At 69.7% G+C, this 23,110-nt stretch carries 23 protein-coding genes; 21 read left to right on the top strand and 2 right to left on the bottom strand.

Annotated features, from left to right (window positions below):
• The first annotated feature begins 357 nt into the window (after nucleotides 1-357).
• From ACFWI8_RS24770 to ACFWI8_RS24725, 10 genes are all read left to right on the top strand, one after another.
• Complete coding sequence (locus ACFWI8_RS24770) at nucleotides 358-1,434, top strand: C40 family peptidase (RefSeq protein WP_387095347.1); 1,077 nt, start codon at nucleotides 358-360, stop codon at nucleotides 1,432-1,434.
• A gap of 97 nt (nucleotides 1,435-1,531) precedes the next feature.
• Nucleotides 1,532-1,840 carry a DUF6112 family protein gene (locus ACFWI8_RS24765; protein WP_387095344.1) on the top strand — a complete coding sequence of 103 codons (309 nt, stop codon included), beginning with the start codon at nucleotides 1,532-1,534 and terminating at the stop codon, nucleotides 1,838-1,840.
• Nucleotides 1,841-1,843: 3 nt separating this feature from the next.
• Entirely contained in the window at nucleotides 1,844-2,554 is a 711-nt protein-coding gene (locus ACFWI8_RS24760) for a hypothetical protein (RefSeq protein ID WP_387095341.1), read from the top strand.
• Nucleotides 2,555-2,596: 42 nt separating this feature from the next.
• A complete protein-coding gene (locus ACFWI8_RS24755; RefSeq protein WP_387095338.1) occupies nucleotides 2,597-3,874 on the top strand; it encodes an ATP-binding protein in 1,278 nt (425 codons plus the stop codon).
• A 57-nt stretch (nucleotides 3,875-3,931) separates the two neighbouring features.
• Nucleotides 3,932-5,404, top strand: coding sequence for an SCO6880 family protein (locus ACFWI8_RS24750; RefSeq protein WP_387095335.1), 1,473 nt, complete (start codon nucleotides 3,932-3,934; stop codon nucleotides 5,402-5,404).
• A 38-nt stretch (nucleotides 5,405-5,442) separates the two neighbouring features.
• Entirely contained in the window at nucleotides 5,443-5,916 is a 474-nt protein-coding gene (locus ACFWI8_RS24745; RefSeq protein ID WP_387095332.1) for a DUF6238 family protein, read from the top strand.
• Nucleotides 5,913-7,415 (top strand): ATP-binding protein, encoded by a 1,503-nt coding sequence (locus tag ACFWI8_RS24740; protein WP_387095329.1) that lies wholly within the window; start codon nucleotides 5,913-5,915, stop codon nucleotides 7,413-7,415. Before ACFWI8_RS24745 ends, ACFWI8_RS24740 begins: the two co-directional genes overlap by 4 nt.
• Before the next feature lie 126 nt (nucleotides 7,416-7,541).
• Complete coding sequence (locus tag ACFWI8_RS24735) at nucleotides 7,542-8,210, top strand: hypothetical protein (RefSeq protein WP_387095326.1); 669 nt, start codon at nucleotides 7,542-7,544, stop codon at nucleotides 8,208-8,210.
• Nucleotides 8,211-8,240: 30 nt separating this feature from the next.
• A complete protein-coding gene (locus ACFWI8_RS24730; RefSeq protein WP_387095323.1) occupies nucleotides 8,241-8,888 on the top strand; it encodes a hypothetical protein in 648 nt (215 codons plus the stop codon).
• Nucleotides 8,889-8,978: 90 nt separating this feature from the next.
• Complete coding sequence (locus ACFWI8_RS24725) at nucleotides 8,979-9,587, top strand: hypothetical protein (protein ID WP_387095320.1); 609 nt, start codon at nucleotides 8,979-8,981, stop codon at nucleotides 9,585-9,587.
• A gap of 10 nt (nucleotides 9,588-9,597) precedes the next feature.
• On the opposite strand, the gene ACFWI8_RS24720 is transcribed toward ACFWI8_RS24725, so the two are convergent.
• A complete protein-coding gene (locus ACFWI8_RS24720; protein ID WP_387095317.1) occupies nucleotides 9,598-10,191 on the bottom strand; it encodes a hypothetical protein in 594 nt (197 codons plus the stop codon).
• 167 nt (nucleotides 10,192-10,358) lie between these two features.
• On the opposite strand from ACFWI8_RS24720, the gene ACFWI8_RS24715 reads away from it, so the two are divergent.
• The 11 genes from ACFWI8_RS24715 (at nucleotide 10,359) to ACFWI8_RS24665 (ending at nucleotide 21,549) form a co-directional block, all read left to right on the top strand.
• Complete coding sequence (locus ACFWI8_RS24715; protein ID WP_387095314.1) at nucleotides 10,359-10,778, top strand: hypothetical protein; 420 nt, start codon at nucleotides 10,359-10,361, stop codon at nucleotides 10,776-10,778.
• A 79-nt stretch (nucleotides 10,779-10,857) separates the two neighbouring features.
• On the top strand, nucleotides 10,858-11,232 hold the full coding sequence (locus tag ACFWI8_RS24710; protein ID WP_387095311.1) for a hypothetical protein: 375 nt from the start codon (nucleotides 10,858-10,860) through the stop codon (nucleotides 11,230-11,232).
• Nucleotides 11,233-11,319: 87 nt separating this feature from the next.
• Nucleotides 11,320-12,003 carry a hypothetical protein gene (locus ACFWI8_RS24705; RefSeq protein WP_387095308.1) on the top strand — a complete coding sequence of 228 codons (684 nt, stop codon included), beginning with the start codon at nucleotides 11,320-11,322 and terminating at the stop codon, nucleotides 12,001-12,003.
• Nucleotides 12,004-12,045: 42 nt separating this feature from the next.
• The gene (locus ACFWI8_RS24700; protein ID WP_387095306.1) at nucleotides 12,046-12,426 is read left to right on the top strand and encodes a hypothetical protein; all 381 of its coding nucleotides are present in this window, start codon (nucleotides 12,046-12,048) and stop codon (nucleotides 12,424-12,426) included.
• A 136-nt stretch (nucleotides 12,427-12,562) separates the two neighbouring features.
• Nucleotides 12,563-14,359: a type IV secretory system conjugative DNA transfer family protein gene (locus ACFWI8_RS24695; RefSeq protein WP_387095303.1), complete on the top strand. Its 1,797-nt coding sequence runs from the start codon at nucleotides 12,563-12,565 to the stop codon at nucleotides 14,357-14,359.
• The gene (locus ACFWI8_RS24690; protein WP_387095296.1) at nucleotides 14,356-15,240 is read left to right on the top strand and encodes a hypothetical protein; all 885 of its coding nucleotides are present in this window, start codon (nucleotides 14,356-14,358) and stop codon (nucleotides 15,238-15,240) included. The genes ACFWI8_RS24695 and ACFWI8_RS24690 overlap by 4 nt, the downstream gene beginning before the upstream one ends.
• Before the next feature lie 2 nt (nucleotides 15,241-15,242).
• Nucleotides 15,243-15,986 carry a DUF317 domain-containing protein gene (locus ACFWI8_RS24685; RefSeq protein ID WP_387095293.1) on the top strand — a complete coding sequence of 248 codons (744 nt, stop codon included), beginning with the start codon at nucleotides 15,243-15,245 and terminating at the stop codon, nucleotides 15,984-15,986.
• A gap of 312 nt (nucleotides 15,987-16,298) precedes the next feature.
• Nucleotides 16,299-17,447, top strand: coding sequence for a DNA cytosine methyltransferase (locus ACFWI8_RS24680; RefSeq protein ID WP_387095386.1), 1,149 nt, complete (start codon nucleotides 16,299-16,301; stop codon nucleotides 17,445-17,447).
• A gap of 67 nt (nucleotides 17,448-17,514) precedes the next feature.
• Nucleotides 17,515-18,774 carry an AAA family ATPase gene (locus tag ACFWI8_RS24675; RefSeq protein ID WP_387095290.1) on the top strand — a complete coding sequence of 420 codons (1,260 nt, stop codon included), beginning with the start codon at nucleotides 17,515-17,517 and terminating at the stop codon, nucleotides 18,772-18,774.
• Entirely contained in the window at nucleotides 18,741-20,549 is a 1,809-nt protein-coding gene (locus tag ACFWI8_RS24670; RefSeq protein ID WP_387095287.1) for a VWA domain-containing protein, read from the top strand. Before ACFWI8_RS24675 ends, ACFWI8_RS24670 begins: the two co-directional genes overlap by 34 nt.
• 25 nt (nucleotides 20,550-20,574) lie before the next feature.
• Nucleotides 20,575-21,549 (top strand): DnaB-like helicase N-terminal domain-containing protein, encoded by a 975-nt coding sequence (locus ACFWI8_RS24665; RefSeq protein ID WP_387095285.1) that lies wholly within the window; start codon nucleotides 20,575-20,577, stop codon nucleotides 21,547-21,549.
• Nucleotides 21,550-21,788: 239 nt separating this feature from the next.
• On the opposite strand, the gene ACFWI8_RS24660 is transcribed toward ACFWI8_RS24665, so the two are convergent.
• Nucleotides 21,789-23,102, bottom strand: a complete 1,314-nt coding sequence (locus ACFWI8_RS24660) for a DGQHR domain-containing protein (RefSeq protein WP_387095282.1) — start codon at nucleotides 23,100-23,102, stop codon at nucleotides 21,789-21,791.
• Nucleotides 23,103-23,110 lie beyond the last annotated feature (8 nt).

Genomic DNA, 23,110 nt, shown 5'->3' with positions numbered 1-23,110 from the left:
CCGGAACCAGGGTTCTTAGCTCGACGAGCAGCGGGAAAATGGGCGTGGAGTTCGGGAGGATAGCCGAATAATCCGGTCGCCCCACTCAGAGGAGAAGTCATCGGGGGCTTGTTGGCGCGACCGGAATTCGCCCCTACAGTCGAGGCGCTTCCTTCCCGAAGAGGAGAGGTGCCGAGATATGTCGTGGTTCGGCAGATTACCAACGCGGCTGGCTGCCGCATGAGCAGTGTGCTCGTCGCCTGGGTGAACTCCCGGGCGACGAGACACCATCGCCGGGTCGCTACTGCCCGTATTGGCTTCCTTCGTAATTCGCTGATATGAGGTCGTGTTTCCGCTGTGAAGAAGGCGTCTGTAGCTATGGCCGTCGCGGTCGTCATATCCCCGGTCATGTTGGCGGGCTCGGCCGCGATGGCGTTCAACAGCTATGAGTCCGCGGTATGCGCAACCGCGCCGGAGGTGGATGTTGCCGCGGTGGCCGAGCAGGTCCGCGCGGTCCTCGACGGGAACCAGGAGGCCGTCGGCGGCTCGAGCGCCGGCCTGTCCGATCCGCAGGAACAGGTGCCCAACGCCCAAGCGATCGTCACCACGGGCGTCGAGCTCGGTGTTCCGGCCCGTGGCCAGGTCATCGCGCTGGCCACAGCGATGCAGGAGTCCACCCTTCGCAACATCGACTACGGCGATCGGGACAGCCTCGGCCTGTTCCAGCAGCGCCCCTCCCAAGGCTGGGGAACCCCGGAGGAGATTCTCGACCCGGCCTATGCCGCCACCCGCTTCTACGAGGCGCTCCTCGCCGTGCCCGGCTGGGAGGAGATGCCGCTGACCGTGGCGGCGCAGACGGTACAGCGCTCGGCCTTCCCCGACGCCTATGCCCGGTGGGAGTCGCTGGCCACCGCGCTGAGGGAGGCTCTCGCGGACTCGGCCGGAGTCGGCCCCGCAGAGAGCGAAGCCGCCGCTTCCGGCTGCGCGGGCGAGGAGATCGCCGCTGGCCGGCCGATTCCCGCAGGCCTGCTACCGGCTGGGTATGAGGTGCCCGAGGACGCACCGGCTCAGGTGCGCCTCGCGATCCGATGGGGACTGCGGCAGCTGGGCAGCCCGTATCAGTGGGGTGGGGACTGCACCGACCCGCACGGCCCGAATCCCGGGCGGCGATGCGACTGTTCCTCGCTGGTGCAGCAGTCCTATGCCGCGGCTGGCGTCGAGCTGTCGCGCACGACGTTCACGCAGTATCGCGAAGGCACCGCCGTCGATGCCGACGCCGTTCGGCCCGGGGACCTGGTCTTCACCGGGCGAGCCCCAGACGGCCCGGATCACGTCGGCATGGCGATCGGCTCGGGGCTCGTCCTCCACGCGCCCGGTACGGACGACGTGGTGCGCATCGCCTACCTCGACGATTGGGCGTCCCAGATCACGCACGTGCGCCGCGTCGTGACCTGACCTCGCTGAGCCGCTTCCGCCGCTCGCCCCCGCGAACTTCTCCTCCCCCTTCTCTTTCTTTCTCGCGCGTCCTTCGCGCGCCGCAAGGAGCTTCTTCATGTCGGTTTCCCGCCGCGCCAACGATTTGGCATATGACCCTGGAATATCTCCCGAGGAAGGGGGGCTGCCGGGTCTGGACGTTCTGCGGGACACGATGAGCTCGATCAACCTCTTCGGGATCATCGCGATCGTCGGCGCCTTGTCGGTGGCCGGCGTGGTGTGGGCCTACGGGCACTTCTCCGCCAGCCACGGCGCCGAGGCCAAGGGGAAGCAGGGCGTGCTGGTATCGGCTGGCTGCGCGCTGCTGCTGGGAGCGGCCAACGGCATCGTCGCGTTCTTCTCCAACATCGGGTCGCAGGTGGAGTGAGGGATGCGCACCAGCCTTTCCACCGGCCCGGTCGGCCGTGGCCTGTCCTTGTGGCAGCGCACGGCCATCGGCGTGATCGTCTTCCTGCTGCTGGTGGCCGGCGCCTGGGCGGTGGCCACCACGACCCGCGAACACACCGGAGCCGAGTCGACACCCGCATCGCCCGACGGCGCCGCCGCCCCGTCGGCGAGCCCGACACCGCCCCACACCCCCTCCAGCCCAGCGGAAGACGAGAGGGAGGCGGGAGAGGAGTGGGTTCCTCGGACTCCGCCGAGCACCAGCGACGCCGTCCTCTTCGCGCAGGCGGCCGCGGAGGCGCTGTGGTCCTATGACACCCGGCGCGCGACGCATCGCGAACGCACTGCGGAGTTGCGCGCCTGGATGACCGCGGAGGAGACCTACGCCGACTGGGAGTCGGTGGCGGCGCAGATCCCCACCCCGGAGGTGTGGCTGCAGCTGGCGGACAACGAGCAGTTCGCCACCGCCCAGAGCGAGTCGGGCCACTTCCCGGCGTCCTTCGAGGAGCAGCTGCGGGCCCGCCCGGAGTTGATCACCGAGGCCTACGTGTACGTGGTCACGGTCACCGGCCGGCAGAGCATCCACTGGCGCGACGGCGGCCGGGGCGCCGAGGAGCGCACGGTGACCCTCGCCGTCCAGTGCCGCCCCGGCGACCGCTGCGGCTTGGCCGGCCGGCTTCCGACCGTGGCGTTCTGACCCCCTGATGCCTGGAATGAGCGAAGAAGAAGGACGGCCGGCGTGAGTGTCTGTGACATCCCCCTGGTGGACCGGGTGTGCGATTCGGTCGCCGACATGGCCACCGGCACCGCGCAGGCGATGACCGAGGGAATCGGCGCGTGGATCGCCACCTCGATGGGTGACATGGCCGTCTCGGCCGCCGACCTCGCCGCCTCCGCGGTCGACGCCACCACAGCCGTCGACCTGGACGCCCGGTGGTTCCGCGACAACTACGAACTGCTGCTGCCCATCGGGCTGGTGACCACCGTCGGCGCCTTCTGCCTCCACCTGGTCTACGCCGCCTGGCGCCACGACGGGTCGGCGATGCGCCGGGCGTTGACCGGCACGATCAGCGGGATCCTGTTCGCGTTCGTCGTGATCCCGCTCACGATGCTGGCGCTGGGAATCGTCGACGCCCTCTCAGCGGGCTTGTTCGAAGCAGCCGGCACATCGCTGTCCGACACTGTGCGACGGGTCGTCGACGTCGCCCTGCTCGGCCCCATGTTCGATCTGGGCTGGGCCCTGGCGACACTGATGGCGATCGGCCTGGCGGTGGGAGCGTTCGCCTTCTGGGGCGTGATGATCCTGCGGAAGGTCGGAATCCTCGTCATGGTCTCGCTGGCGGTCTTCGCCGGCGCGGGCGGCGGCTGGGACACCGCGCGCCGCTGGCGCCGAGGATGGATCGAGATCACCGCGACCCTGGTCATCAGCAAGCTGCTCATGACCGTGATCTTCCTGCTCGGCGTGGCGGCCATGGGGGAGAGCGACCCCCAAGGTGACGGGCTCACCGCTCTCTCGGATGCCGTCGCCGGCATGGTGGTCATGGCGCTGGTGCTCGTCAGCCCGTTCGCCACCTATCGCTTCGTGCGCTGGGCCGGCGACGGCGGAGGCGAGGACATCCATCGCAGCGGCACCGCCGGCGTGTCCGCCACGGCACGCTCCGCCCAGCAGGCCGGAGCCGTCGCCGCCAAGGCCAAGACCGGAGGCATCGCCCCGTCCGGCGGCATCGCCCCGCAGGGACCGGCCAGCTGGTCCGGCTCCCCGGCCGACGGCATCGTCCCCGCCAGCACGGCCGGCCGGACCACGGGAGGCGACACCGCCAGCCGGCAGGGCCCCGGCACACCAACCGCCAACCCCCCGGACGGCCCGGACGGCCCGTCGGGTCAGGCCGGCGGGCAGCGTCAGCCGGCCGCCGGCGGCGCGGCCGTGCCACTGAACAAACCGCAAACCCGACTCAAAGCCGCCAACAAGCCTGCCCCGCCACCCCCGCCGAGCGGCCCTCGACCCGAGGGCGACTGACCACCACCAACCCCCGCCCGCTCCTTCTCCCGTGGGTTCCAGAGAGGTCTGCTCACCATGACACCCCCCAACTCCGGGGCCGGCGTGCCGCCGGTCGTGAAGTTCCCGCACCGCTCGCGCCGCGGGGTGCTGCTGGGGATGAGCGCCATGCAGCTGGCCACCGCCGGCCTCGGACTCGTGCTGGTGATGGGTGCGCTCACCAGCGGCGGAGTCATCCTCGCCCTCCAACTCGCCCCGGCCTTGGCCCTGTTGGCCGGACTGATCTGGACCCGGCGGGGCGGCATTCCGTTGACCGACTGGATGCCCGTGCTCGCCCGCTACGGGCTGCGGCGCCTGCACGGCCAGCTCGAGTGGCTGGCTAGGCCCGCGACGCGCCCGGCCGTGGCCGGACTCCTCCACCTGCCCGGCGCGGCCGGCTCACTGCGCCTGATCACCGCGCCGTCCGGGCACTACGCCGCCATCCACGACCCCCACGCCCGCACCCTCACCGTGGTGGTGCGGGTGGCCTCCCGGGCCTTCGCCCTCCTCGATCCCGCCACGCAGAATGCCCACGTCCATGGCTGGGGCCGGGCGTTGGCCGCGCTTGCCAGGACCGGCCACATCCGCAGCGTCCAGGTGCTGGAGCGCACCGTCCCCGACTCCGGCGACGCCCTCGTGCGGCACTTCACCGAGCACGGCCGGCCGGAGGCTGGCATGGCTGTCGGCGTCTACCGCGACCTCGTCGAGGCCGCCGGGCCCGCCGCCGCCCCGCACGAGTCCTATGTCGCGCTCGCCTTCGACCTCAAAGCCGCCCGCAGGCTGATCAACCAGGCCGGCGGCGGCCTGAGCGGGGCGTTCATGGTGCTCAACCAACTGGTGGCCTCCTTCAACCAGGCCGCCCGAGGGGCCGGCATCTACTCCCTGGGCTGGCTGGACGCGCAGGAGATCGCCGCCGTCATCCGCACCGCCTACGACCCGAAGGCGCTGCCGGCACTCCAACGGTGGTCGCCCACCACGACCGCCCGGGCCGCCCCCGCCGCGGCGGGCCCGGTCGTGCAGATCGAGGAGCCGGGCCTGATCCGCACCGACACTGCGGTGCACTGCACCTACTGGATCGAGAACTGGCCCCGTACCGAGACCTCACCCGGCTTCCTCCACCAGGTCATGTTCACCTCCGGCGTGCGGCGCAGCGTCAGCCTCACCTACCGGCCCGCCTCGATCGACGCAGCGCTGCGCGACGTCCAGCGCCGCAAGGCCGGCATCGTTGCCGAAGCCGCCGAACGGCAGCGCCGCGGCCGCGTGGACTCCGAGGCCCACTCCATGGAGTACGCCGACGTTCAAGAACGGGAACGCCAGCTGATCGCCGGTCACGCCGATGTCGCGTTCACCGGCCTGGTGACCGTCTCGGCCGACACCACCGAGGCCCTGCACGCCGCCTGTGCTCAGATCGAGACCGCGGCCGTCTCCGCCCAGATCGATCTGCGACGCCTCACCTACCGGCAGGCCGAGGCGTTCACCGCAGCGGCACTCCCGCTGGCCCTCGCGGCGTGACACCCTCGCTCCCCTCGTGCTGGAAGGCGCCGATCCCCATGCCCGCACCCCCATCCGAGCCGGCGGCCCGCCTGCGCGCCGCGACGGCCGACATCCGTCACCACACCCGCCAGACGGCCACGCACGCTGGGCCCGCCGGCCGCCGCGAACTCGACGCCCTGCACGCCCACCTCGCCGCACTCCACCAGCTGCTCGACCAACTCCTCGCCCGCACCCTCCCGGAGACGCCCGCCGAAGCCGCACACCTGCAGGCGGCCCGCATCCGCCTGTGGCAGGCCGCCGCCCACACCCACGACGCCTTCCACACCGCACCCCCCACCGTCACCGGCCAACCACCCGGCGAGGACTGCCCGCAACGCGGGACCGATGTGTCGGTCGGTGCGCTGTTGACCATCTGCCAGCGCCACCTCGCCAGCGGCGCGACCGTGCGGCGCCAGACCACCCCCGCCGACCTGCACAGCCCGCTCCACGGCCATGCCTCCTACCCCCAGCCCGGCGAGGAGAGGCGATGAACGAGCACCGCACCACCAGCGCCACCGGCCTCTACCTCCCCCGGCACGCCTCCCGCCGCGACCGGGCCGCAGCCCGCCGCCAGCTCCGCGACGCCCACCGACAAGCCCGCGCCCACACGGCCCCCACCCGCCTGCCACGTCCCGCCGCCGACCCCGAGCTCGCCCCCGTATATCCAGCGAACGGCCGACCGGGACCGGCCTCCGCCCGCGGCCGCCATCTCCATCTTCCCGCGCACCGCATCACCACCCAGGTCGCCGCCGGCGCCTACCCCTTCCTCGCCGAGGGTGGACTCGGTGCCGACGGCATTTACATCGGCCGCGACGTCCACGCCGAAGCCTCCTTCTGCTTCGACCCCTTCCGCCTCTACGGCACCCTGGACGGCTTCACCAACCCCAACGTGCTCCTCGCCGGCGTGATCGGCACCGGCAAGTCGGCCCTCGCCAAGTCGATCGCCCTGCGCAGCACCGCCTTCGGCTACCGCGTCTACGTCCCCTGCGACCCCAAGGGGGAGTGGACCCCCCTCGCCGAGGCCCTCGGCGGCGCCACCATCGCCCTCGGCCCCGGCCTCCCCGGTCGCCTCAACCCCCTGGACGCCCCCGCACGCCCCGCGCACATCTCCGAGGACGACTGGCTCGGCGAGGTCCGCAAGCGCCGCCTCCTCCTACTCGCCTCCCTGGCCCGCACCGTCCTCGGCCGCGATCTGCACCCGATGGAACATACCGCCGCCGACATCGCCCTGGACACCGCCACCCACCACGCCACCGCGCAGGGGCGAACGCCACTCCTCGGCGACATCGACCGCGTCCTCAACACCCCACAGCTGCTCACCCAAGCCAGCGGCACCCTCGCTGGCGACCTCGCCGACGCCGCCCGCGACCTCGCCCACGCCCTGCGCCGCCTCGTCGCCGGCGACCTCGCCGGCCTCTTCGATGCGCCCTCCACCACCACCTTCGACCCCTGCGTCCCCATCCTGACCATCGACCTGTCCCGCATGGGCGGAGCCGGCGACGACACCGCCCTCGTCCTGGCCATGACCTGCGCCTCGGCCTGGATGGAATCCGCCCTCTCCGACCCCACCGGCGGACAGCGCTGGGTCATCTACGACGAGGCATGGCGCCTGATGCGCCACCTCGCTCTCCTCGAGCGCATGCAAGCCCACTGGAAACTCTCCCGCGGCCTCGGTATCGCCAACCTCGCCGTCATCCACCGCCTCTCCGACCTCCTCGCCGCCGGCGACGCCGGATCCCGCGGCCGGGCCCTGGCCGAAGGACTCCTGGCCGACTGCTCCACCCGCATCATCTACCGCCAAGAAGCCGACCAACTCGCCGCCGCAGCAAGCCTCCTGGGGCTGACCGGCACGGAGGCCGAGGCCGTCTCCGCGCTCACCAAGGGCCGCGGCCTGTGGAAGGTCGCCTCCCGCTCCTTCATCACCCAACACCTCCTGCACGCCCACGAAGCAGCCCTCTTCGACACCGACGCACGCATGACACAGCCCTGACGCCAGCCACGACGGCGCCACCCGGCCAGGGGCCACGCTGCGGCCCCGCCGCGAAGCCCGAGGCGACGCCCCAGCACGTCAACGCATCACGACCAACGCCCATCAACGATCGTCGAAGGCAGCACCATGGCCGCACCCGCTGACGTCTCCTTCACCGTCTCCGCCCACCAGGGCATCACCGCCCGCATCCATCCCGGCTCCTGGTGGCCCACCGCCAGCGCGGCCCTGTTCGATGCCGGATTCCAGCGGGGCGATACCGAGGCCGACCGCGAGCTCTTCGTGCTCCCCCGCACAGTCCCCCTGCACGAAGCCTTCATCCACGCCCACACAGCGATCAAGAACCTCCGAGCCGCCGGCCTGTCCGCCCGCTGCCACCAGCCCTTCCTCGGCCCCAAGGTCACGCACCCCGCCGCGGCGGACGCCGCGCGTGCCCTCTTCGAACTCCGCAACACGCTCGAACACATCTGGCATCCTCGCGAACTCATCGACATCCTTGCCGACTTGGTCGCTGCCGACGGCCCTCTCCACGGCCTGCGCAGCTGGTTCGACGACGCGGTCGTGTGGAGCGCCGAGGAAGGACACCTCGGGTCCGTACAGACCGCTGACCTCCAGGACCTGGCGGACGACCTTCGAAGCGTCATCGACGGTGTCGAACGCCTCATCGCCAGCGTCCATGACCACGTCATCAACGCCTCCCCGTCGCCCGCACACGGTCGGATGCCCGGTGCCAGGCCCGCACCACCAGCCGTCCGCCCCCTTGTCGGCGGGGCGACTGACCGCAACCTCGCACGCTGACCGCACTTCGCCCGAGGAGACCCCCAGACCGTGGACGACGCCGTAGACATCAAGCGCACCCGCGCAGGCGGCATCACCGCCCGAGACACCACGAACAACGAGTTCGTGCCCAAAGTCCTTGCCTGGGTCGGCTTCCAACCCACCGAAGAAGCCGACACCTACGTCCTCCCGCCCAATGTCCCCCTCGACGAAGCACGCCAGCGCATCTTCCGCGCCCTGCAGATCCTGGAGGGCCGCGACATCACGACCGTGACCCAGGTAGACCTCATCGCCTGGCCGCCACCCGTCATCGACCTGCCCAGCGCCATCAAGGCGGTGAGCGACCTCACCAGGCAGCTCCCCAACATCTGGCACCCCGACGAGCTCGCATGGCACCTCTACCAGCTCGTCGCCGCCGACGACGCATCACTTCTCACCGCGATCCGGACCTGCCTGCAGACAACACGCGAGTGGACCGCCCGCAGCGAAGGCCACGACATGACCCCGCTCCTCGACGCCCTCACCGAGGCCGATCACACGATCAGGACCGTCCAGCAGCGCCTTGAGGAAGCACTACCCGAACTCAACCGGCTAGCCCACGCCGACGGCGCCGGCCAGCCCGCTCCACCCCGGACAGCCAGCGGGCCGGCCATCCCCTCACCCACCGGCAAACGGCCACCACAGAACCGCACACGCTGAATCCTGGGACCTCGACGCCCACCAGCCCAACGCACAAGGGGCGACGCGTGATCCTCGCATCTCGCGTCGGCCACGAAGAAGGCTCCGACGTTGCCCCTCCGTCCTCAGATCAGCTTCGACCACCAGCCCGGAGTCGGCGTCACCGTTCACGGCGCCGACGCCGCGCCCTGGATATCCGAGGGCCGCCACCACCCGGTCCGCCTGCTGGAGCAGCAAGGCTTCTTCTACGCTCACGACCTCAAAGCCCTCCGGCTCCACCGCGACACCCCGTTCATCACGCAGCTCCGCCGCGCCGCGGAATCCATGAGCCTGCTGTCGGACCTCGACTACGACGTGACCGCCGACCCCCGCCTCCTCGTCGCCTACACGCGCCTCACCGCTCCCAGCGATATCTATGCCGAGCGCCTCCGACAGGCCACGACCCCCACCGAGGCGGGTGCTATCATCGACGGCGTCCTCAACCATCGCGACGGACCACTCGCACAGTTGCAGGACTTTCTCACCGCCTTCGGTGACTACCTCGAGCGAATGAACACGCCACCATCGCGTGCGCTCGAACAGCGACTCTCCACGGCCCAGTCGCTCATCACCAGCGCGAGTCGCCTCCTCGCCGGAACTGGCGAGGTCGTCACTCACCTGCCGGCAGCCCACCGCCCTCCACATCCACAACCTCCGGCCCACCCCGGCAGGACCACGTGATCGAGGCGGATCACCGCCCCGATGAGGGCCGTTTCCCTCGACCCGGCACAGCTGGCGAGATTGGAGTGGCCTGGGAGCGGCCGAAGCGGCTGAGCGCGGCGAAGTCCTCGTCTCGCAGACCGACACGGGCGTCGACGCGATGCAGCAACGCGGAGCCCGGATGACTGCTCTTGACCAAGGAGTGGTCGGCGTCGCGGATCTCGTCGTCGACCCAGGCGAAGGCCCTTCCAGCGGCATGCGCGATGACATATCGGGTCTTCCAGGATCCGCCGTGCGAGGATTCCGCGCGCTCGGCGGGCAGGTCCAAAACCGGTAGATCGGGAAGGTCAAGAATGGGCCCGATGAATTCGTTGGCTTCCGTGGACCAGGTGGTCGCCCACACCAGGTCATACAGCGCACTGAGTTCGCGCAGACGGAGTCCGTGCTCGGGATTGAGCAGCACGCGGAGTGGCTTAACGTAAGGGCGCGGCTTACCCGGATGTTGGGCGATCCAACTCTCGGGAAGCATCCGGTGAACACTGAATCCCAGAGGAGGCTGCTGTGGGGGCGCGGCATAGGGGTTCAATGGTCCGTCGACGTCCAGGTAGAGAACAGGGCGAGACATCGCGGGCTTCCTCCAACGCTTGAGGTGGACAACAGGCAGGGCCGGGGGAGGGGGCAGGGGCGTCGCCTGCGGGCTGACGCCTATCACAGATTTCCTGTCTGCCCAAGCCGTTGATGCCGGGGACTCTGGGAGTCTCCAGTGCGAGAGCCGGGGGAAGGGAGCCTGTGGTGTCGCGTTCGCAGATCGTCGTGGTGGACACCCTGACCTATGAACGGTCGGTGCCCCACGAGCATTTCACCTCGGGTGAGCGCGTCCTGATCATTTACGGAAGCTTCGATGGAGGACTGACCGGGGACCGCTTCACCGTGGTCGCGCCGTCCTGGCACGAGATAACCGGGGCGGACGGGTGGCGCCTTCGAGACGACAACGGAGGCGAACACTCATTTATCACCGCAGCACCCAAGTATCTCATCCACATCGAGCAGAACTGCGTTGACTGCGTCACGTTCTTCAAAGATCTCCAGAAATGGCTGCTCCCTGTGCTGCCGAGCCGAGGCCTCGGCGAGACTCACAGCTACACGCAGACGAGCGACGGTCAACTCGTCCATATCGCCGATGAAATCGTCGCTGCGGCACATGCCGACTAGAAGCCCCAAGTCATCTCTCCACCGCCGGCTTGAGAGGTAGCTGCCCGTGTCACCGGCCCGAAATCGCGACAAGCTCCACATGCGCATTTTCCGCAAGCCGAAGAGCGGCGAGGTGATCGCTCAAGGCGGCATGCAGATCGCCGACGGGATCCTGCGCCGCTGCGGCTTTCATGAAATGCGTCTCCCGGAACAGTACCGATGGTGGCGGCTCCCGAAGGGACTGGGGCGTCCAGAGGAGAAAACACGCGCCACCCGAGCCGCCGTGGTGCTGCGGGCAGCCGGATTCCTCATCGACCTCGATCCCGCCCTTTACGACCGGGAGACGGAACGCCGTCTCCAAGAACTCTTGGACCAGGAGCCTTGGCCCGCAGCGAGCCCGGAGAACCGTGAGAAATCCGCATTTTCCGGAAGGGGTGAGCAGGCAGTGGACGCGCGTCTTGGATTTCGACATTAGGCCGCCGGCGGCCAATGTCGAATCCTCCTTGGGTGAAATGTGAGCACCCTTGCTAGTGGCTTGTTTATGTCTTCGAAGGCGAACGTGATGAATCCCAATGAATTGATTTCCCTGCGGCCCGACGCGGCGTTCGGTGCTACCCGCGGCCTCGGTATCTACGCCCGCCTGGCCCACGCGGCGGACGAACAGCTGCTCGTGCTCGCCAAGGCCGGCTTCGTGCACGAGCCGGAGACCGAGACGTTCTTCCTACCGCAGATGGACCATGCGGAGGCCATCCGGCGAACCCTGCACGCCATGCACCGGCTGCGGGAGCTCGACCTCGAGGTCGTCATCGATCCGCAGATCCTTCGACCGACGGAGCCGGTGCCGGACATGCCGCGCGCTGCCGGAGCGCTGATCTCACTCACCGACGAGCTTGATCGCACCTGGAGTCCGGAACAGCTCGCCGGCCTGATCAGCCAGCTGACAGACGAACGCGATGGGGTGCTCACCCTCGCTGGCGAGTTCGTTGCCGAGTCCGCCCGCTGGTGTGCGCAGGTGGGCGCGGAGCGCACCAGCCCACACCTGGACCGCTTTGCCAGGGACCTGGAGCTGGCCCACGAAGATCTCGAGCACCGGCGCGGCCAGCTGTCCCGCATCGCCGATGACCTCCTTGCCGTTCGCGCCGAGACGTCGGGCAAGCACGCGTCCACCCGCGCCATGCCTCCCCCACCTGGCCCCTCCCGGCGGACCGCCCCGTCCCCTGCCGCTGCTCGCCGCCGCACGCCCTGACGATTCACTGCTACGCAGAAAGACATTTCGAGGACGATGACAATGAAGTATCGCCCAAAGGTATTGAAGACGCTCGCCGTGCTCTTCGCAGGGGTGACACTCACGTATCTGACCGCCGAGAACGCGCGGGCCGACGACTACGGCTACATCACCAAGCCGCAGAGCGGCACGATCTACGGGACCGCGCGGTTCATTTCCGACGGGGATCAGCTGAGGGTGTGTGACAGCCGTCGGGATGGATATGCGGTCACGGTGGCCGTCTGGAACCAGCGAGACGGATTCGTGGCGCGCGTGACGGCCAGCGGCGGGTACGGAACTTGCACGGCGAGGAATTTGAACCTCAGGGAAGGCGCCCGTTACGGGTTTTACGGCTACCGGACGGGGGAGCCCGGGGCCAATATCGTCTTCTGGGATAACGCATAGCCCCTGTTGCCCGAGTCCGCGAGGAAACACTTCAGCACGGAAGTCGAGGAGCGCTATCACATGTTTACAGCATCGCTTGGCAGAGCCGCGCGGCCGCCCCCGATTGTGGTTCGCCTCGCTCTCACGGGATCTGTCGATGTCTGCTGCACGCCCCTCCGTATCCTCCTCTGGGACGGACGCCCTCTTCCGCCTTGTGTTGACCGTCCTGGCTGTGGCGGTGCCGTTCGCGAACGTCGCCTGGCTGGGCGGCAACCTCGCGACCATCCTGTCTCGGTCCGGCCGGTGGGCTCCCTACGCCCCCACCGCGGCCCTGTTGGAACCCGAGCGGTTGTGGCCGGAGACCTCCAGCACGGTGTTGACCCTCGGGCGGCTGGTCGTGCCCACCGTGGTCACCGCGACGGCCGTGGCAGTGGCCGGCTGGTGGTGGGTTCGGCACCGCGCGACCGGCCGGGGCCGGCAGGTCAAGGGCCTGGCGACCGCCCCGCAGGTCAAGCCGTTGCTGCTGCGGCCGACCGCCGCGAAGGCACGGCAACTGCGGCCGAGCCTGGCGGCGCGACCAGCCCGTCGGCTGACAGACTCCGAGATCGGGATCCGGCTCGGCGATCTCGCCCCCGGGCACCAAGCGGTGTTCGCCAGCTTCGAAGACGTCGGCCTGGCCATCATGGCGCCGCGGTCAGGCAAGACCACCTCCCTGGCCGTCCCGGCCATTCTCAGCGCACCGGGCGCGGTACTCCTCACCTCGAACAAGGCAGCCAACGACGCCTACACCGTCACCCTCGAAGCCCGCGCGGCCGTCGGAACGGTGTGGACGCTGGACCCGCAGCAGATCGCCCGTGCCCCGCGCGAGCTGTGGTGGAACATCCTCGCCGAGGCCGCCACCCCGGAGGGCGCGCAGCGCCTGGCCGGCCACTTCGTGACCGCCACCATCAGCGAGTCCGACCAAGACTTCTGGTCCAAGGCCGCGCAGAACACCCTGACCAGCATGTTCCTGGCCGCGGCCAACACCGGCCTGCCGGTCACCGACGTGCTGGCGTGGCTAGCTGCCCCAGCCGACCGCACCCCCATCGACGCGCTGAAGGACATCGGCGAGGACGCTCGAGCCGACCAGCTCGAAGGCACCGTGGCCGGCGCGGCCGAAACCCGCGACGGCATCTTCGAGACCGCCCGCCAGTTCCTTGCCTGCCTTCTCGATCCCGCGATCGCCGCCTGGGTCACCCCACACCCGGACGTCCCCGAGTTCCGCCCCGAGGACTTCGCGACCAGCCGCGACACCCTCTACCTGCTGTCCAAGGACGGAGGCGGCGGAGCCTCGGGCATCATCGCCGCCGCCGCGGACTCCGTGATGCGCGCCGCCGTCCGCCAAGCCGAACGCGACGGCGGCCGACTCGACCCGCCAATGATCTGCGTCCTGGACGAGGCGGCCAACGTCTGCAAAATCGCGGACTTGCCCGACCTCTACTCCCACCTCGGTTCCCGCGGCGTCCTGCCCCTGACGATCCTTCAGAGCTACCGCCAAGGCCAGCGTGTCTGGGGAGACACCGGCATGGACGCCCTGTGGTCGGCGTCCACGATCAAGATCATCGGCTCGGGCATCGACGACCCTGACTTCGCCGATAAACTCTCGCGGCTCATCGGCGACCACGAGGTCGAGACCCTCTCGCACTCCCACAGCGAACAGGGCCGCTCCACCTCCATCTCCACGCGCACCGAGCGCATCCTGCCCCCCGACCGCATCCGGGCCCTGCCCAAGGGGCAAGGGCTGCTGCTCGCCACCGGCCTGCCCGTCGCCCTGCTCACCCTCAAGCCCTGGTACCAGCAGCCCGACGCCCCCGGCATCGCCGCCGCCTCCCGGCGCCAAACCGCCCTGATCACCACCCGCGTCCTTCACCCCACCGGCCCCAACCGGCCCGACGCCTACGAGCAGGCAGCATGACCGACCCCACGCCCCCACGCACCCTCGACATCCCCGAACTGGCCGACCAGCTCGACACGCTCGCCGACCGCTACATGGGCCTGTGGAACCGGATCAACGAACGCCCCTTCCTCAACCCCGCCACCGGACTGGCCGACCTCGCCGCCTACCTCGAGCAATGCCACGCCCTGGTCAAGGGGACACTGCGCCGCCTCACCGAGCTGGCTGCCCGCCGGCCCAGCCAGCCCATCGAAGCTGGCATCGCCCTCACCGCCCTCACCCAGGCCGTTGAGAACTCCACCCACGCCGCCGGTCTGCTCGCCACCGCCACCGGGCAGAGCGCGTTGACGACGGTCAGCTGGGCCGATCACGAACCTGGCGCCCGCGAGCAGCTCCCGCAGGCTGCCCGCGCCGAGGTCGATCAGCGGCGCGCTGAGGCCATGGCCCGGCTGGAACAGTCGGCCCTCGCCCTGCACAGCACGGCCGCGCACGCGCGCAGCGCCGAACCACAGCCGCACACGGCCACACCAGCCGCCCAGGGCAGGGCCCACGCCGAGGCCGAGCCCCGCGACGTTCCGCGGCTCACCGCGGCGCAACGCTCCGCCCTGCAGGCCATCGCCGACGGCCGTGTGCGGCTCCACGAAACGCTACGAGGCTCCCGCTACCTCGATGCCGGCAGCGGCGCCCGCATCACCCTGACCACCTACAACGCGCTTCAGCGCAAGGGCCTGATCAGCCGCGACACCAGCACGATGCTGCTCTTCCACGGCCAACTCCTCGCCATCACCAAGCGCGGCCAGGCCGCCCTGGCCGCCACCCGGGCCCAGGCTCCAGCCCGCCCACCGGGCATAGCGCAGCCCTCGTCCGTCCGCCGGCGAAGCCCCCGGGCCCCGGGAGCGTGACCATGCCCCACTTCCACGACGACGACCTCGTCCTCGTCTCTCCCCGCTACCTCGCTGGCGGCGGCGGCATCGCCGACGCCCTCGGACCGCTCATCCACCTCTTCCACTGGCCAACCCACCACGTTCGCGACCGAGGACAGGTCACCGTCACCAGCCCCGACGGCGCAGTTGCCGTCGCCTTCGACCCGACGCGGCAAGACGGCGTGTGGTGGACGGTCACCCGGCGCCAACCCTCGTGGTCGGCCGAGTTCACCCACCTCACGCCCGTCGAAGTCATCGCCGCCATCACCCAGTCACTCCCCCAACTCCTCGGCGACCACCGGCTCATCGACCGCATCGGAGCGCTCAACGACGCGCCGGACATCCTCACCACGGCCCGGCTCAACGGCTGGCACTACCAGAAGGACCCAGCCCAGTTCACCTCACCCGACGGCCACTGCGCCGTCCGCCACACACCCGGCGCGGACACGCCCTGGCAGGTTACCCACTCCCTCTTCGACGGCTTCAACACCCACTGGACCGCCACCTTCACCACTGCGACTCCCCAGCCGTTGATCAATCAGTTCGTCACCCACCTCGCCACCAGCACACCAGTCGAGCGCCGCTATCGCGACATCCCCTACATCGCCAGGGAGATCGCCCTGATCACCCCCGCCCGAGGTGGACCGGTCAACGCCCACGTCCACCACGCCCTCGCCCACATCACCCGACACACCAGCCAGCCACCCACCGGACGCCGCACCTGACCCGCCGGCGCCCCTGCACTTCCCCACCCTGATCGTCCCCGCGCGGCACGCTGCCGCGTCTCCGCCGACCTCGCCGCCACCCGCCGGCCGGTCACCTGCTGGCCGCCGGCTTCGCCGGTGCCCGGGACGAGCACCTCCGCAGCGGTCCCTCGACCGGCCCGCCCCTGCCGCAGTCATCCGCCACCTCTCGCCACCTGCGCCGCGGCCCCGGCCGAACCACTCGCAACACTCCCGGAGCGCCCTGTTGATGTCGCAGCCCGTCCACCGCGCCCTTCGCACCTCCACGCGGCCCGACTACGGCCAGGCAACGTGGTGATCCTCGACTTGTTCGCCGGCCCCGGCGGCTGGTCGACCGGCCTCGCGGCCCTTGGCCACCGCGACATCGGTCTCGAATGGGACCGAGCTGCCTGCGCCACTCGGGCCGCCGCCCGGCACCTCACCATCCGCGCCGACGTCACCACCTACCCCACCCTGCCCTTCGTCGACCAGGTCACCGGTCTGATCGCCTCACCTCCATGTCAGGCCTGGAGCACCGCGGGCAAACGCCTCGGTCGCCGCGATCAGCAGCACGTCCACCAGGCCGTCGCCGACCTCGCCAGCGGGCGCGATACGCGTGAACAGCTGCTCGCAGCCTGCGCTGATCCCCGTTCGCTCCTCGCTGCCGAGCCCATGCGCTACCTCGCCGCCCTCAACCGACACGGCCGCCCCGACTGGGTGGTCATGGAGGAAGTTCCCGCCGTCGCCCCGTTGTTGGCGCAGTACGCGCACATCCTGCGTGCGTGGGGTTTCTCCGCCTGGAGCGGCGTTCTCAACGCGGCCGACTTCGGCGTCCCGCAGACCCGCCGCCGGGCCATCCTGATCGCCTCCCGCACCCGCATAGCCACACCACCACAACCCACCCATGCCGAACACGCCGAGCCCGCGCCCTTGTTCGGGCCCGGCCGGGCCCGCTGGGTATCCATGGCGGACGCCCTCGGCTGGGGCGCGACCGGCCGCCCGGTCCCCACCATCTGCGCCGGCGGAACGGACACCGGCGGCCCCGATCCCTTCCCCAGCGGCTCCCGCACCGTCCTCAGCCGCGCTGCCCGGCACGGGGCCTGGCGTCCGCGTCCCACGGCCGCCGCGCACGACGACGCGCGCTGGGCGCTGCGCAGCAACAACCAGGCCAATGCCGCGGTCCGCTCGCTCGACCAGCCAGCCTCCACCCTCTTCTTCGGGGGCCGTGTCAACGAGTGCACCTGGATCAGCACCACCCCACCAGGCAGCGCCACCACCCCGCCCTCGCGCGTGGCCATCACCGCGGCCGAGGCCGGAGTCCTGCAGTCATTCCCGCCCGACTACCCATGGCAGGGGACCAAGGGTCAGCAGTTCACCCAGATCGGCAACGCGGTGCCACCCTTCCTGGCCTGCCATCTACTGACCCCGCACGTCACACGCGACGACTTCACCCTGGCTGCGTGACGAGCCCCCCGACGCCACCCACCTCCCCTGTGCGCCACCACCGGCACTTCGATAGGGACTTTCACCGATGACCAGCCCTTCCTCGCCACGCTCACCCGCTTCCCCCGGCAAGGAAACTTCCAGCTCACCGTCGACGTCACCGAGCGCGAAGGCACGCCCCGGCGAGCTTCGAGCCGCCGTCGCCAAGGTCCTGGCCGACGATGCGGCGGAGCGCTTCAGCGTGACGGAACTGGCCAGGCTACTGGGTCACTCGACCGGCGCGATCGGCAACGCCTGCGAGACCCTGACCGACCGCGGCGAAGCCGAACGCGTCGGCTCCACCCCCCGCCGCTACCAAGCCACGGCCCTGACGGCCGCCGCCGCACGACACGCCCCGAGGCGCTCCACCGACACCCGCCAGCCCCCCAGCCCCGCCGCGAGCCCGACCAAGCAGCTTCCTCCGGTCACGGACGGTGGGCCGATCACCAGGCCCAACGGCCAGCAGTACCACCCGCGAGCCCTGGCGCGCATGCCGGACGTGGAGGCGTTGCGCCGGCTGCGGCAAGCCGACGTGCCAGTCCTGCTGTATGGGCCGCCCGGGACAGGCAAGACCTCGCTCGTCGAGGCCGCCTTCCCGGACCTGATCACCGTCGCGGGAGATGGTGACACCACCGTCGGCGATCTCGTGGGGGAGTACACCCAAAGTGACAGCGGCGGATACGAGTTCGTCTACGGCCCGCTCATCGTCGCCATGACCGAAGGCCGAGCCCTCCTGATCGACGACGCGACCCTGATCTCACCGAAGGTCCTGGCCGCCCTGTATCCCGCGATGGACGGCCGCCGCCAGATCCAGGTCAAAGCCCACCGGGGCGAGACGATCACCGCCGGCCCCGGGTTCTACGTGATCGCCGGACACAATCCCGGCGTCCACGGCGCGGTTCTCACCGAAGCCCTCGCGAGCCGGTTCGCCGTCCAGATCCAGGTGACCTCCGACTACGACCTCGCCGCGTCCCTGGGGATCGACCTCACCGCCGTCCGCGTCGCCCGCAACCTCGCCCAGCGTCGAGAGAACGACGAGATCGGATGGGCGCCGCAACTGCGCGAGTTGCTGGCTTTCCAGAAGATCTCAGGCGTCCTCGGCGCCGATGTCGCCTTCGCCAACCTCGTCGGCATCGCCCCGCCCGAGGACCGCGAGATCGTCGCCAAGATCGTCACCAACGCGGTCGGCAACCGCATCGAGCCCTTGGCGCTCGGCCGCCAGCTCCCCCCTTCCACCAGCCCTGGCCTGCCCCGGAAAGGCACCCCACCGCCGTCATGTCCACCCACCTCGCCCGCACGCCGCCGCTGACCGACGACGACCGCGACCAGGCCCGCTGGGAGGACGACGGCGGTGCCCCACAGGCCCTCGGCCTGCGCCGGCTGGACCGGCAGTGGCTGCGCATCAGCGCGGCCCTCTCCAGGCGACTGCCCGACCTCGCCGACCGCGACGACGTCATCGTCACCTGCCGCCACCAGACCCACTCCGGCGCCCCCGCCGCCTTCTCCCCACCCCGTGCCGAACTCGAGATCAGCACCGACCTGTTCACCCCGCTCGACCCCACCAGCATCGACCCCTCCCGGCCCGGTGACGAAGAGCGCTACCCCGCGGCCTGGGGCGTCTTCACCCACGAAGCCGCCCACGCCGCCCACAGCCGATGGACCATCCCGCCCACCCTGCACCGGACCGCCCAGGGCGCGGCAGCCGGGCTGCTCGAAGAAGCCCGCGCCGAACACGCCCACCTCCGACGGCGCCCCCAGGACCGACGTTTCCTCCGCACCGCCGTCCAGAGCCTGATCCTCGCGGACATCACCCGCGACACCCCCACCGACACCTGGCACGCAGCGTGGGCCGCCGGCCTCATCCTCGCCCGCCGCGACGCCGGGGTCCTCGCTTCAGATGAAACCCGACACCTCGAGAACGTCGTCACCACCGTCCTCGGCGCGAACCTCCTCCACACTCTCCAGAACATATGGACCGCCGCGCGCACCACCGCCGACGACGACACCCCGGGCATGCTGCGGCACGCCACAGCCTGGTGCGACGCCTTGGCCGCCGACCCCCACGAACGCGAACCAGCTCCTGACCCCACAGCCCGCCGCGGCCAACTGGCCGAAGCCATCCACCAGGTCGCGATCCGCGTCACCGCCAACGACGCCGAGGAAGCCGACCTCCAGGACCAAGCCCACGCCGCCCGCACGGCACGGCGCCAAGCCCGCGCCGCCCAATCCGAGCACGGCAGGCACGCGGCGAAGATGGCCCGCGAGGTGTTCACCAACGTCGGGCACCCCGTCAACCCCAGCCCGCAACCGCCCGACTTCCCCGACCCACCACCGGTCACCGGCTCCCGCCCGCCGACCACAGCCGAGAAGGCCGCGGCCGGGCGGCTCGCCAGGGCACTACGCGCCGCCGCCTACCGCGAACGCACCACCACCCACGTCCCCTCGACAGCCCCGCCCGGCCGACTCGACATGCGCCAAGCACTCGCCCTCGACGCCCAACTGGCCGCCGGCGCCACCCCCACCGCCACCCCCTGGCAACGCACCGTCCACCAACCCACCCCCACACCACCCCTCCGCGTCGGCATCGCCGTCGACGTCTCCTACTCCATGGCGAAAGCCACCCAGCCCATCGCCTCCGCCGCCTGGATCCTCGCCCGCGCCGCCGCCCTCACCGACCCCGACTCCCGCACCGCCACCATCGCCTACCACTCCACCCTCACAGCCATCACCGCCCCCGGCCGCGCCCCACGAGACGTCACCCAACTCACCGCCAAAGGCGGCAGCCACAACCTCGCCGACGCCATCGACGCCCTCACCGCCGGCCTCAACCTCACCACCCCCGGCACCGGCCGCCTCCTCGTCATCGCCTCCGACGGCCGCTACAGCGACGTCGAACGCCGACGCGCCCAAACCCGCATCAGCACCCTGCGCACCACCGGCTGCGCCATCCTCTGGCTCGCCTTCGCCCCCCACCCCCAACCCCTCCCCGGCACCACCCTCGTCCAACTCGCCGACCCCACCCACGCCGCCACCACCATCGCCAAAGCCGCCACCAACGCCGTCCGCCGAGCACAACGCCACTGAACGCGACCTCCCCGACCGGTGCGCCATGAACCTCCCCAACGACGACCTCGAGCTCTACGCCGAGCAAGCCCTCTTCGCCGCCCTCCACACCCGCCCCGACCACGTACCCGGCATCGCCAAGCTCCTGCGCCCAGACGACTTCGCCGACGCCACCCACCGGGAGCACTACCGCCACCTCACCAACCAACCCACCAGCGGCACGGCTCCCCACCAAGCCCAGTCACTGTCAGCCGAACGCTGCCCCAACCCCGACCACGCCCCCGCCTACGCCCGCATGGTGCTCGCAGCCTCCATCCGCCGCGACCTCGCCCGCCACACCACCCGCCTCGCCACAACCGCCCGCGTCGAAGCAGCCGGCAACCTCGGCACCACCAACACCCTGGCAGCCACCCACGAACTCACCAAAGCCCTCCAGCGCGCCACCCACCGATGGGGCACCACCGGCCCCCGCCCCAACCACCTACCCGCACCGACGACACCCGCCGTCAGTCCCCCCACCCAACAAGACGACGAAGCCCAGCTCCTCGCCAGCCTGACCAGCCACCCCCAGCACATCCCCGCAATCACCCGGCGTCTCCACCCAGAAGACTTCACCAACCCACGACACCAACTCCTCTACCGCAGCCTCGCTACCCTCCACCACCGCGGCGAACCCATCGACCCCCTCACCCTCGCCTGGGAAGCCCGCCACCACGGCGCCCCAGCCCACCACCTCACCATCGACCACATCACCACCCTCACCACCGACGACCCCCACCAACGAGCCGACCGACTCCTCGAGGCCGCGTTCCGACGCACAGCCAGCGACGCTGGTCAGATCATCAACACCCTCACCGCCGACCCCACACTCACCACCGGAGATCTCCTGGCGAGTGGTGGGCTCGCCCTCCAACCCGTCATGCACCTCTACCGCCGCTGGCGAGCACCACACCACACGACTGAACAACTTCATACGGGGCCAACAGCGCTCGCGCGGACGCCAAGGGGGCAGGCGGCATGATCGGCCCATACGAAGGCGGCGATGCGCACCAGCCTCCGCGACGCGGATCCGCAACGAGAAGCAGAGACATCGACCTGTCGAAGCCCCTTCGAAGCACCGCGCAGAGAACAGTCCCGACTGGATGACCCAAAGAATATGTACTCATCCGCACGGTGGCAGGGTTGGACCATTTGGGTGTGGCCCGCCCCCACAGACGCACGCCGGGACCTTACGGTCAACGGCTTGTCTCGTGGGATGAATCAGCTTGGGGCGGACTCTGTCTCAGCTGGCAAGAGGCCATTGAACTCCTCGACGCTGATTGGATATTTAGTCTTCTTGAGTTCGGAGTAGGAACGGAATGCCCTGCTGATTTGAGCCTTCGATCGTGGGGCCAGATGAATGAGAAGCAGATCGTACAGCAGTTGGGTGTAGTCCTTGCCGCTGGCCATTTTCCCTTGCTGGCGCCCCTCAGGAGTCTCGATCCACATCGATGAGAACGGTGCTGCTGACATTTTCCAGGTCAGGGTAGAGAGACGCTTCATCAGTTCGTCCCAGGTAAGTGTTTCCTGCTCCAGGATATGACGCACGGCTTTCGCCACCTGTACCTGGACTGCTGGCCGCATGAATGGGTGCCCAGCTCCATCTCGCCCTTTTGGTGCGCGCACGTCCCCTGGGGCCTGAGCGGCGAGGTAGCGCTGGCGTAGATTTCCGCATGAGTCGAGGAGGTCTTGAATGCGTGCGGCCAGGATTTCATAGCTCTGGTCAAGGAGCTCATCAGTGGCTCGCTGCTTCGAATCGTTCAGGGTGCACGGGAGATCGAAGCCGATCTCTTTGACGATGTCATAGAGAACGCCAATTGCGCTCCAGGCCGGGCTCCTAGACCCGATTGAGCGCCCCGCAAGGACCAATTCGCCGTCCTGACCGACTTTGCTGAACACCGCGACGACCTTGTCCCGGCTCAGGAACGGATGTTCGTCGAGAAGCTGGCGAGTCAGGATCGCGAAGCTGTCGTCCTCGTCGAGCGCAATGTTCTCTTGGACGTTGGTGCTCTTGGCGTTGCGGTTGATGTTGGTGAACAGACGCCTGGTACGGCGGCGTCCGTCGGGTGTGTCGAAGTGCGGCACGACAATGACGTTGATGTCTTCGCTGCCCAGGTCGGGGTCGCGCTTAATGGCATCCTTGATCGCCTTCAGACGGTGCTGGCCGTCGAGGGCGAAGAACTGCTGGGTCCCATCAAAAGTGAGTACGCCGAAGTTGCGGTCGAGGCCGGCGAGCACTGCCTGATTTTCGGCGTCCGCATCCATGGTCAGTTCAAGGTAGTTGGGGTCACCACCCCAAACCGCGATGATGATAGCGCCGAGGAAGCGGTTCTCGTTGGTCAGCAGGTAGTCGGTGATCTGCCCAGTGCGGGTGCCAACACCGCGCTGGATCATGGTACCGAGATCCTGGTTCCCTCCGAGTTCATGTGCGAAATTTACCTCGCGGGCTACCTGTGCGTAGCTCATGAGGCAGGAGTAGTAAGTCCAATTTCCTACCTGCGCCTTGAACGCAGGAACGAATGTCTTGGAGGCCATTTACTTCC

The organism is Streptomyces sp. NPDC127098 (assembly GCF_042722465.1).
GTDB lineage: Bacteria > Actinomycetota > Actinomycetes > Streptomycetales > Streptomycetaceae > Streptomyces > Streptomyces millisiae.
Note: the sequence above shows the minus strand (reverse complement) of the source record. Positions and strands in the feature narration are given on the sequence as shown.

Coding starts and splice junctions, on each gene's coding strand:
- ACFWI8_RS24770 (WP_387095347.1), top strand. CDS start 358: ATGGCCGTCGCGGTCGTCATATCCCCGGTCATGTTGGCGGGCTCGGCC.
- ACFWI8_RS24765 (WP_387095344.1), top strand. CDS start 1,532: ATGTCGGTTTCCCGCCGCGCCAACGATTTGGCATATGACCCTGGAATA.
- ACFWI8_RS24760 (WP_387095341.1), top strand. CDS start 1,844: ATGCGCACCAGCCTTTCCACCGGCCCGGTCGGCCGTGGCCTGTCCTTG.
- ACFWI8_RS24750 (WP_387095335.1), top strand. CDS start 3,932: ATGACACCCCCCAACTCCGGGGCCGGCGTGCCGCCGGTCGTGAAGTTC.
- ACFWI8_RS24745 (WP_387095332.1), top strand. CDS start 5,443: ATGCCCGCACCCCCATCCGAGCCGGCGGCCCGCCTGCGCGCCGCGACG.
- ACFWI8_RS24740 (WP_387095329.1), top strand. CDS start 5,913: ATGAACGAGCACCGCACCACCAGCGCCACCGGCCTCTACCTCCCCCGG.
- ACFWI8_RS24735 (WP_387095326.1), top strand. CDS start 7,542: ATGGCCGCACCCGCTGACGTCTCCTTCACCGTCTCCGCCCACCAGGGC.
- ACFWI8_RS24720 (WP_387095317.1), bottom strand. CDS start 10,191: ATGTCTCGCCCTGTTCTCTACCTGGACGTCGACGGACCATTGAACCCC.
- ACFWI8_RS24710 (WP_387095311.1), top strand. CDS start 10,858: ATGCGCATTTTCCGCAAGCCGAAGAGCGGCGAGGTGATCGCTCAAGGC.
- ACFWI8_RS24705 (WP_387095308.1), top strand. CDS start 11,320: ATGAATCCCAATGAATTGATTTCCCTGCGGCCCGACGCGGCGTTCGGT.
- ACFWI8_RS24700 (WP_387095306.1), top strand. CDS start 12,046: ATGAAGTATCGCCCAAAGGTATTGAAGACGCTCGCCGTGCTCTTCGCA.
- ACFWI8_RS24695 (WP_387095303.1), top strand. CDS start 12,563: ATGTCTGCTGCACGCCCCTCCGTATCCTCCTCTGGGACGGACGCCCTC.
- ACFWI8_RS24690 (WP_387095296.1), top strand. CDS start 14,356: ATGACCGACCCCACGCCCCCACGCACCCTCGACATCCCCGAACTGGCC.
- ACFWI8_RS24685 (WP_387095293.1), top strand. CDS start 15,243: ATGCCCCACTTCCACGACGACGACCTCGTCCTCGTCTCTCCCCGCTAC.
- ACFWI8_RS24675 (WP_387095290.1), top strand. CDS start 17,515: ATGACCAGCCCTTCCTCGCCACGCTCACCCGCTTCCCCCGGCAAGGAA.
- ACFWI8_RS24670 (WP_387095287.1), top strand. CDS start 18,741: ATGTCCACCCACCTCGCCCGCACGCCGCCGCTGACCGACGACGACCGC.
- ACFWI8_RS24665 (WP_387095285.1), top strand. CDS start 20,575: ATGAACCTCCCCAACGACGACCTCGAGCTCTACGCCGAGCAAGCCCTC.
- ACFWI8_RS24660 (WP_387095282.1), bottom strand. CDS start 23,102: ATGGCCTCCAAGACATTCGTTCCTGCGTTCAAGGCGCAGGTAGGAAAT.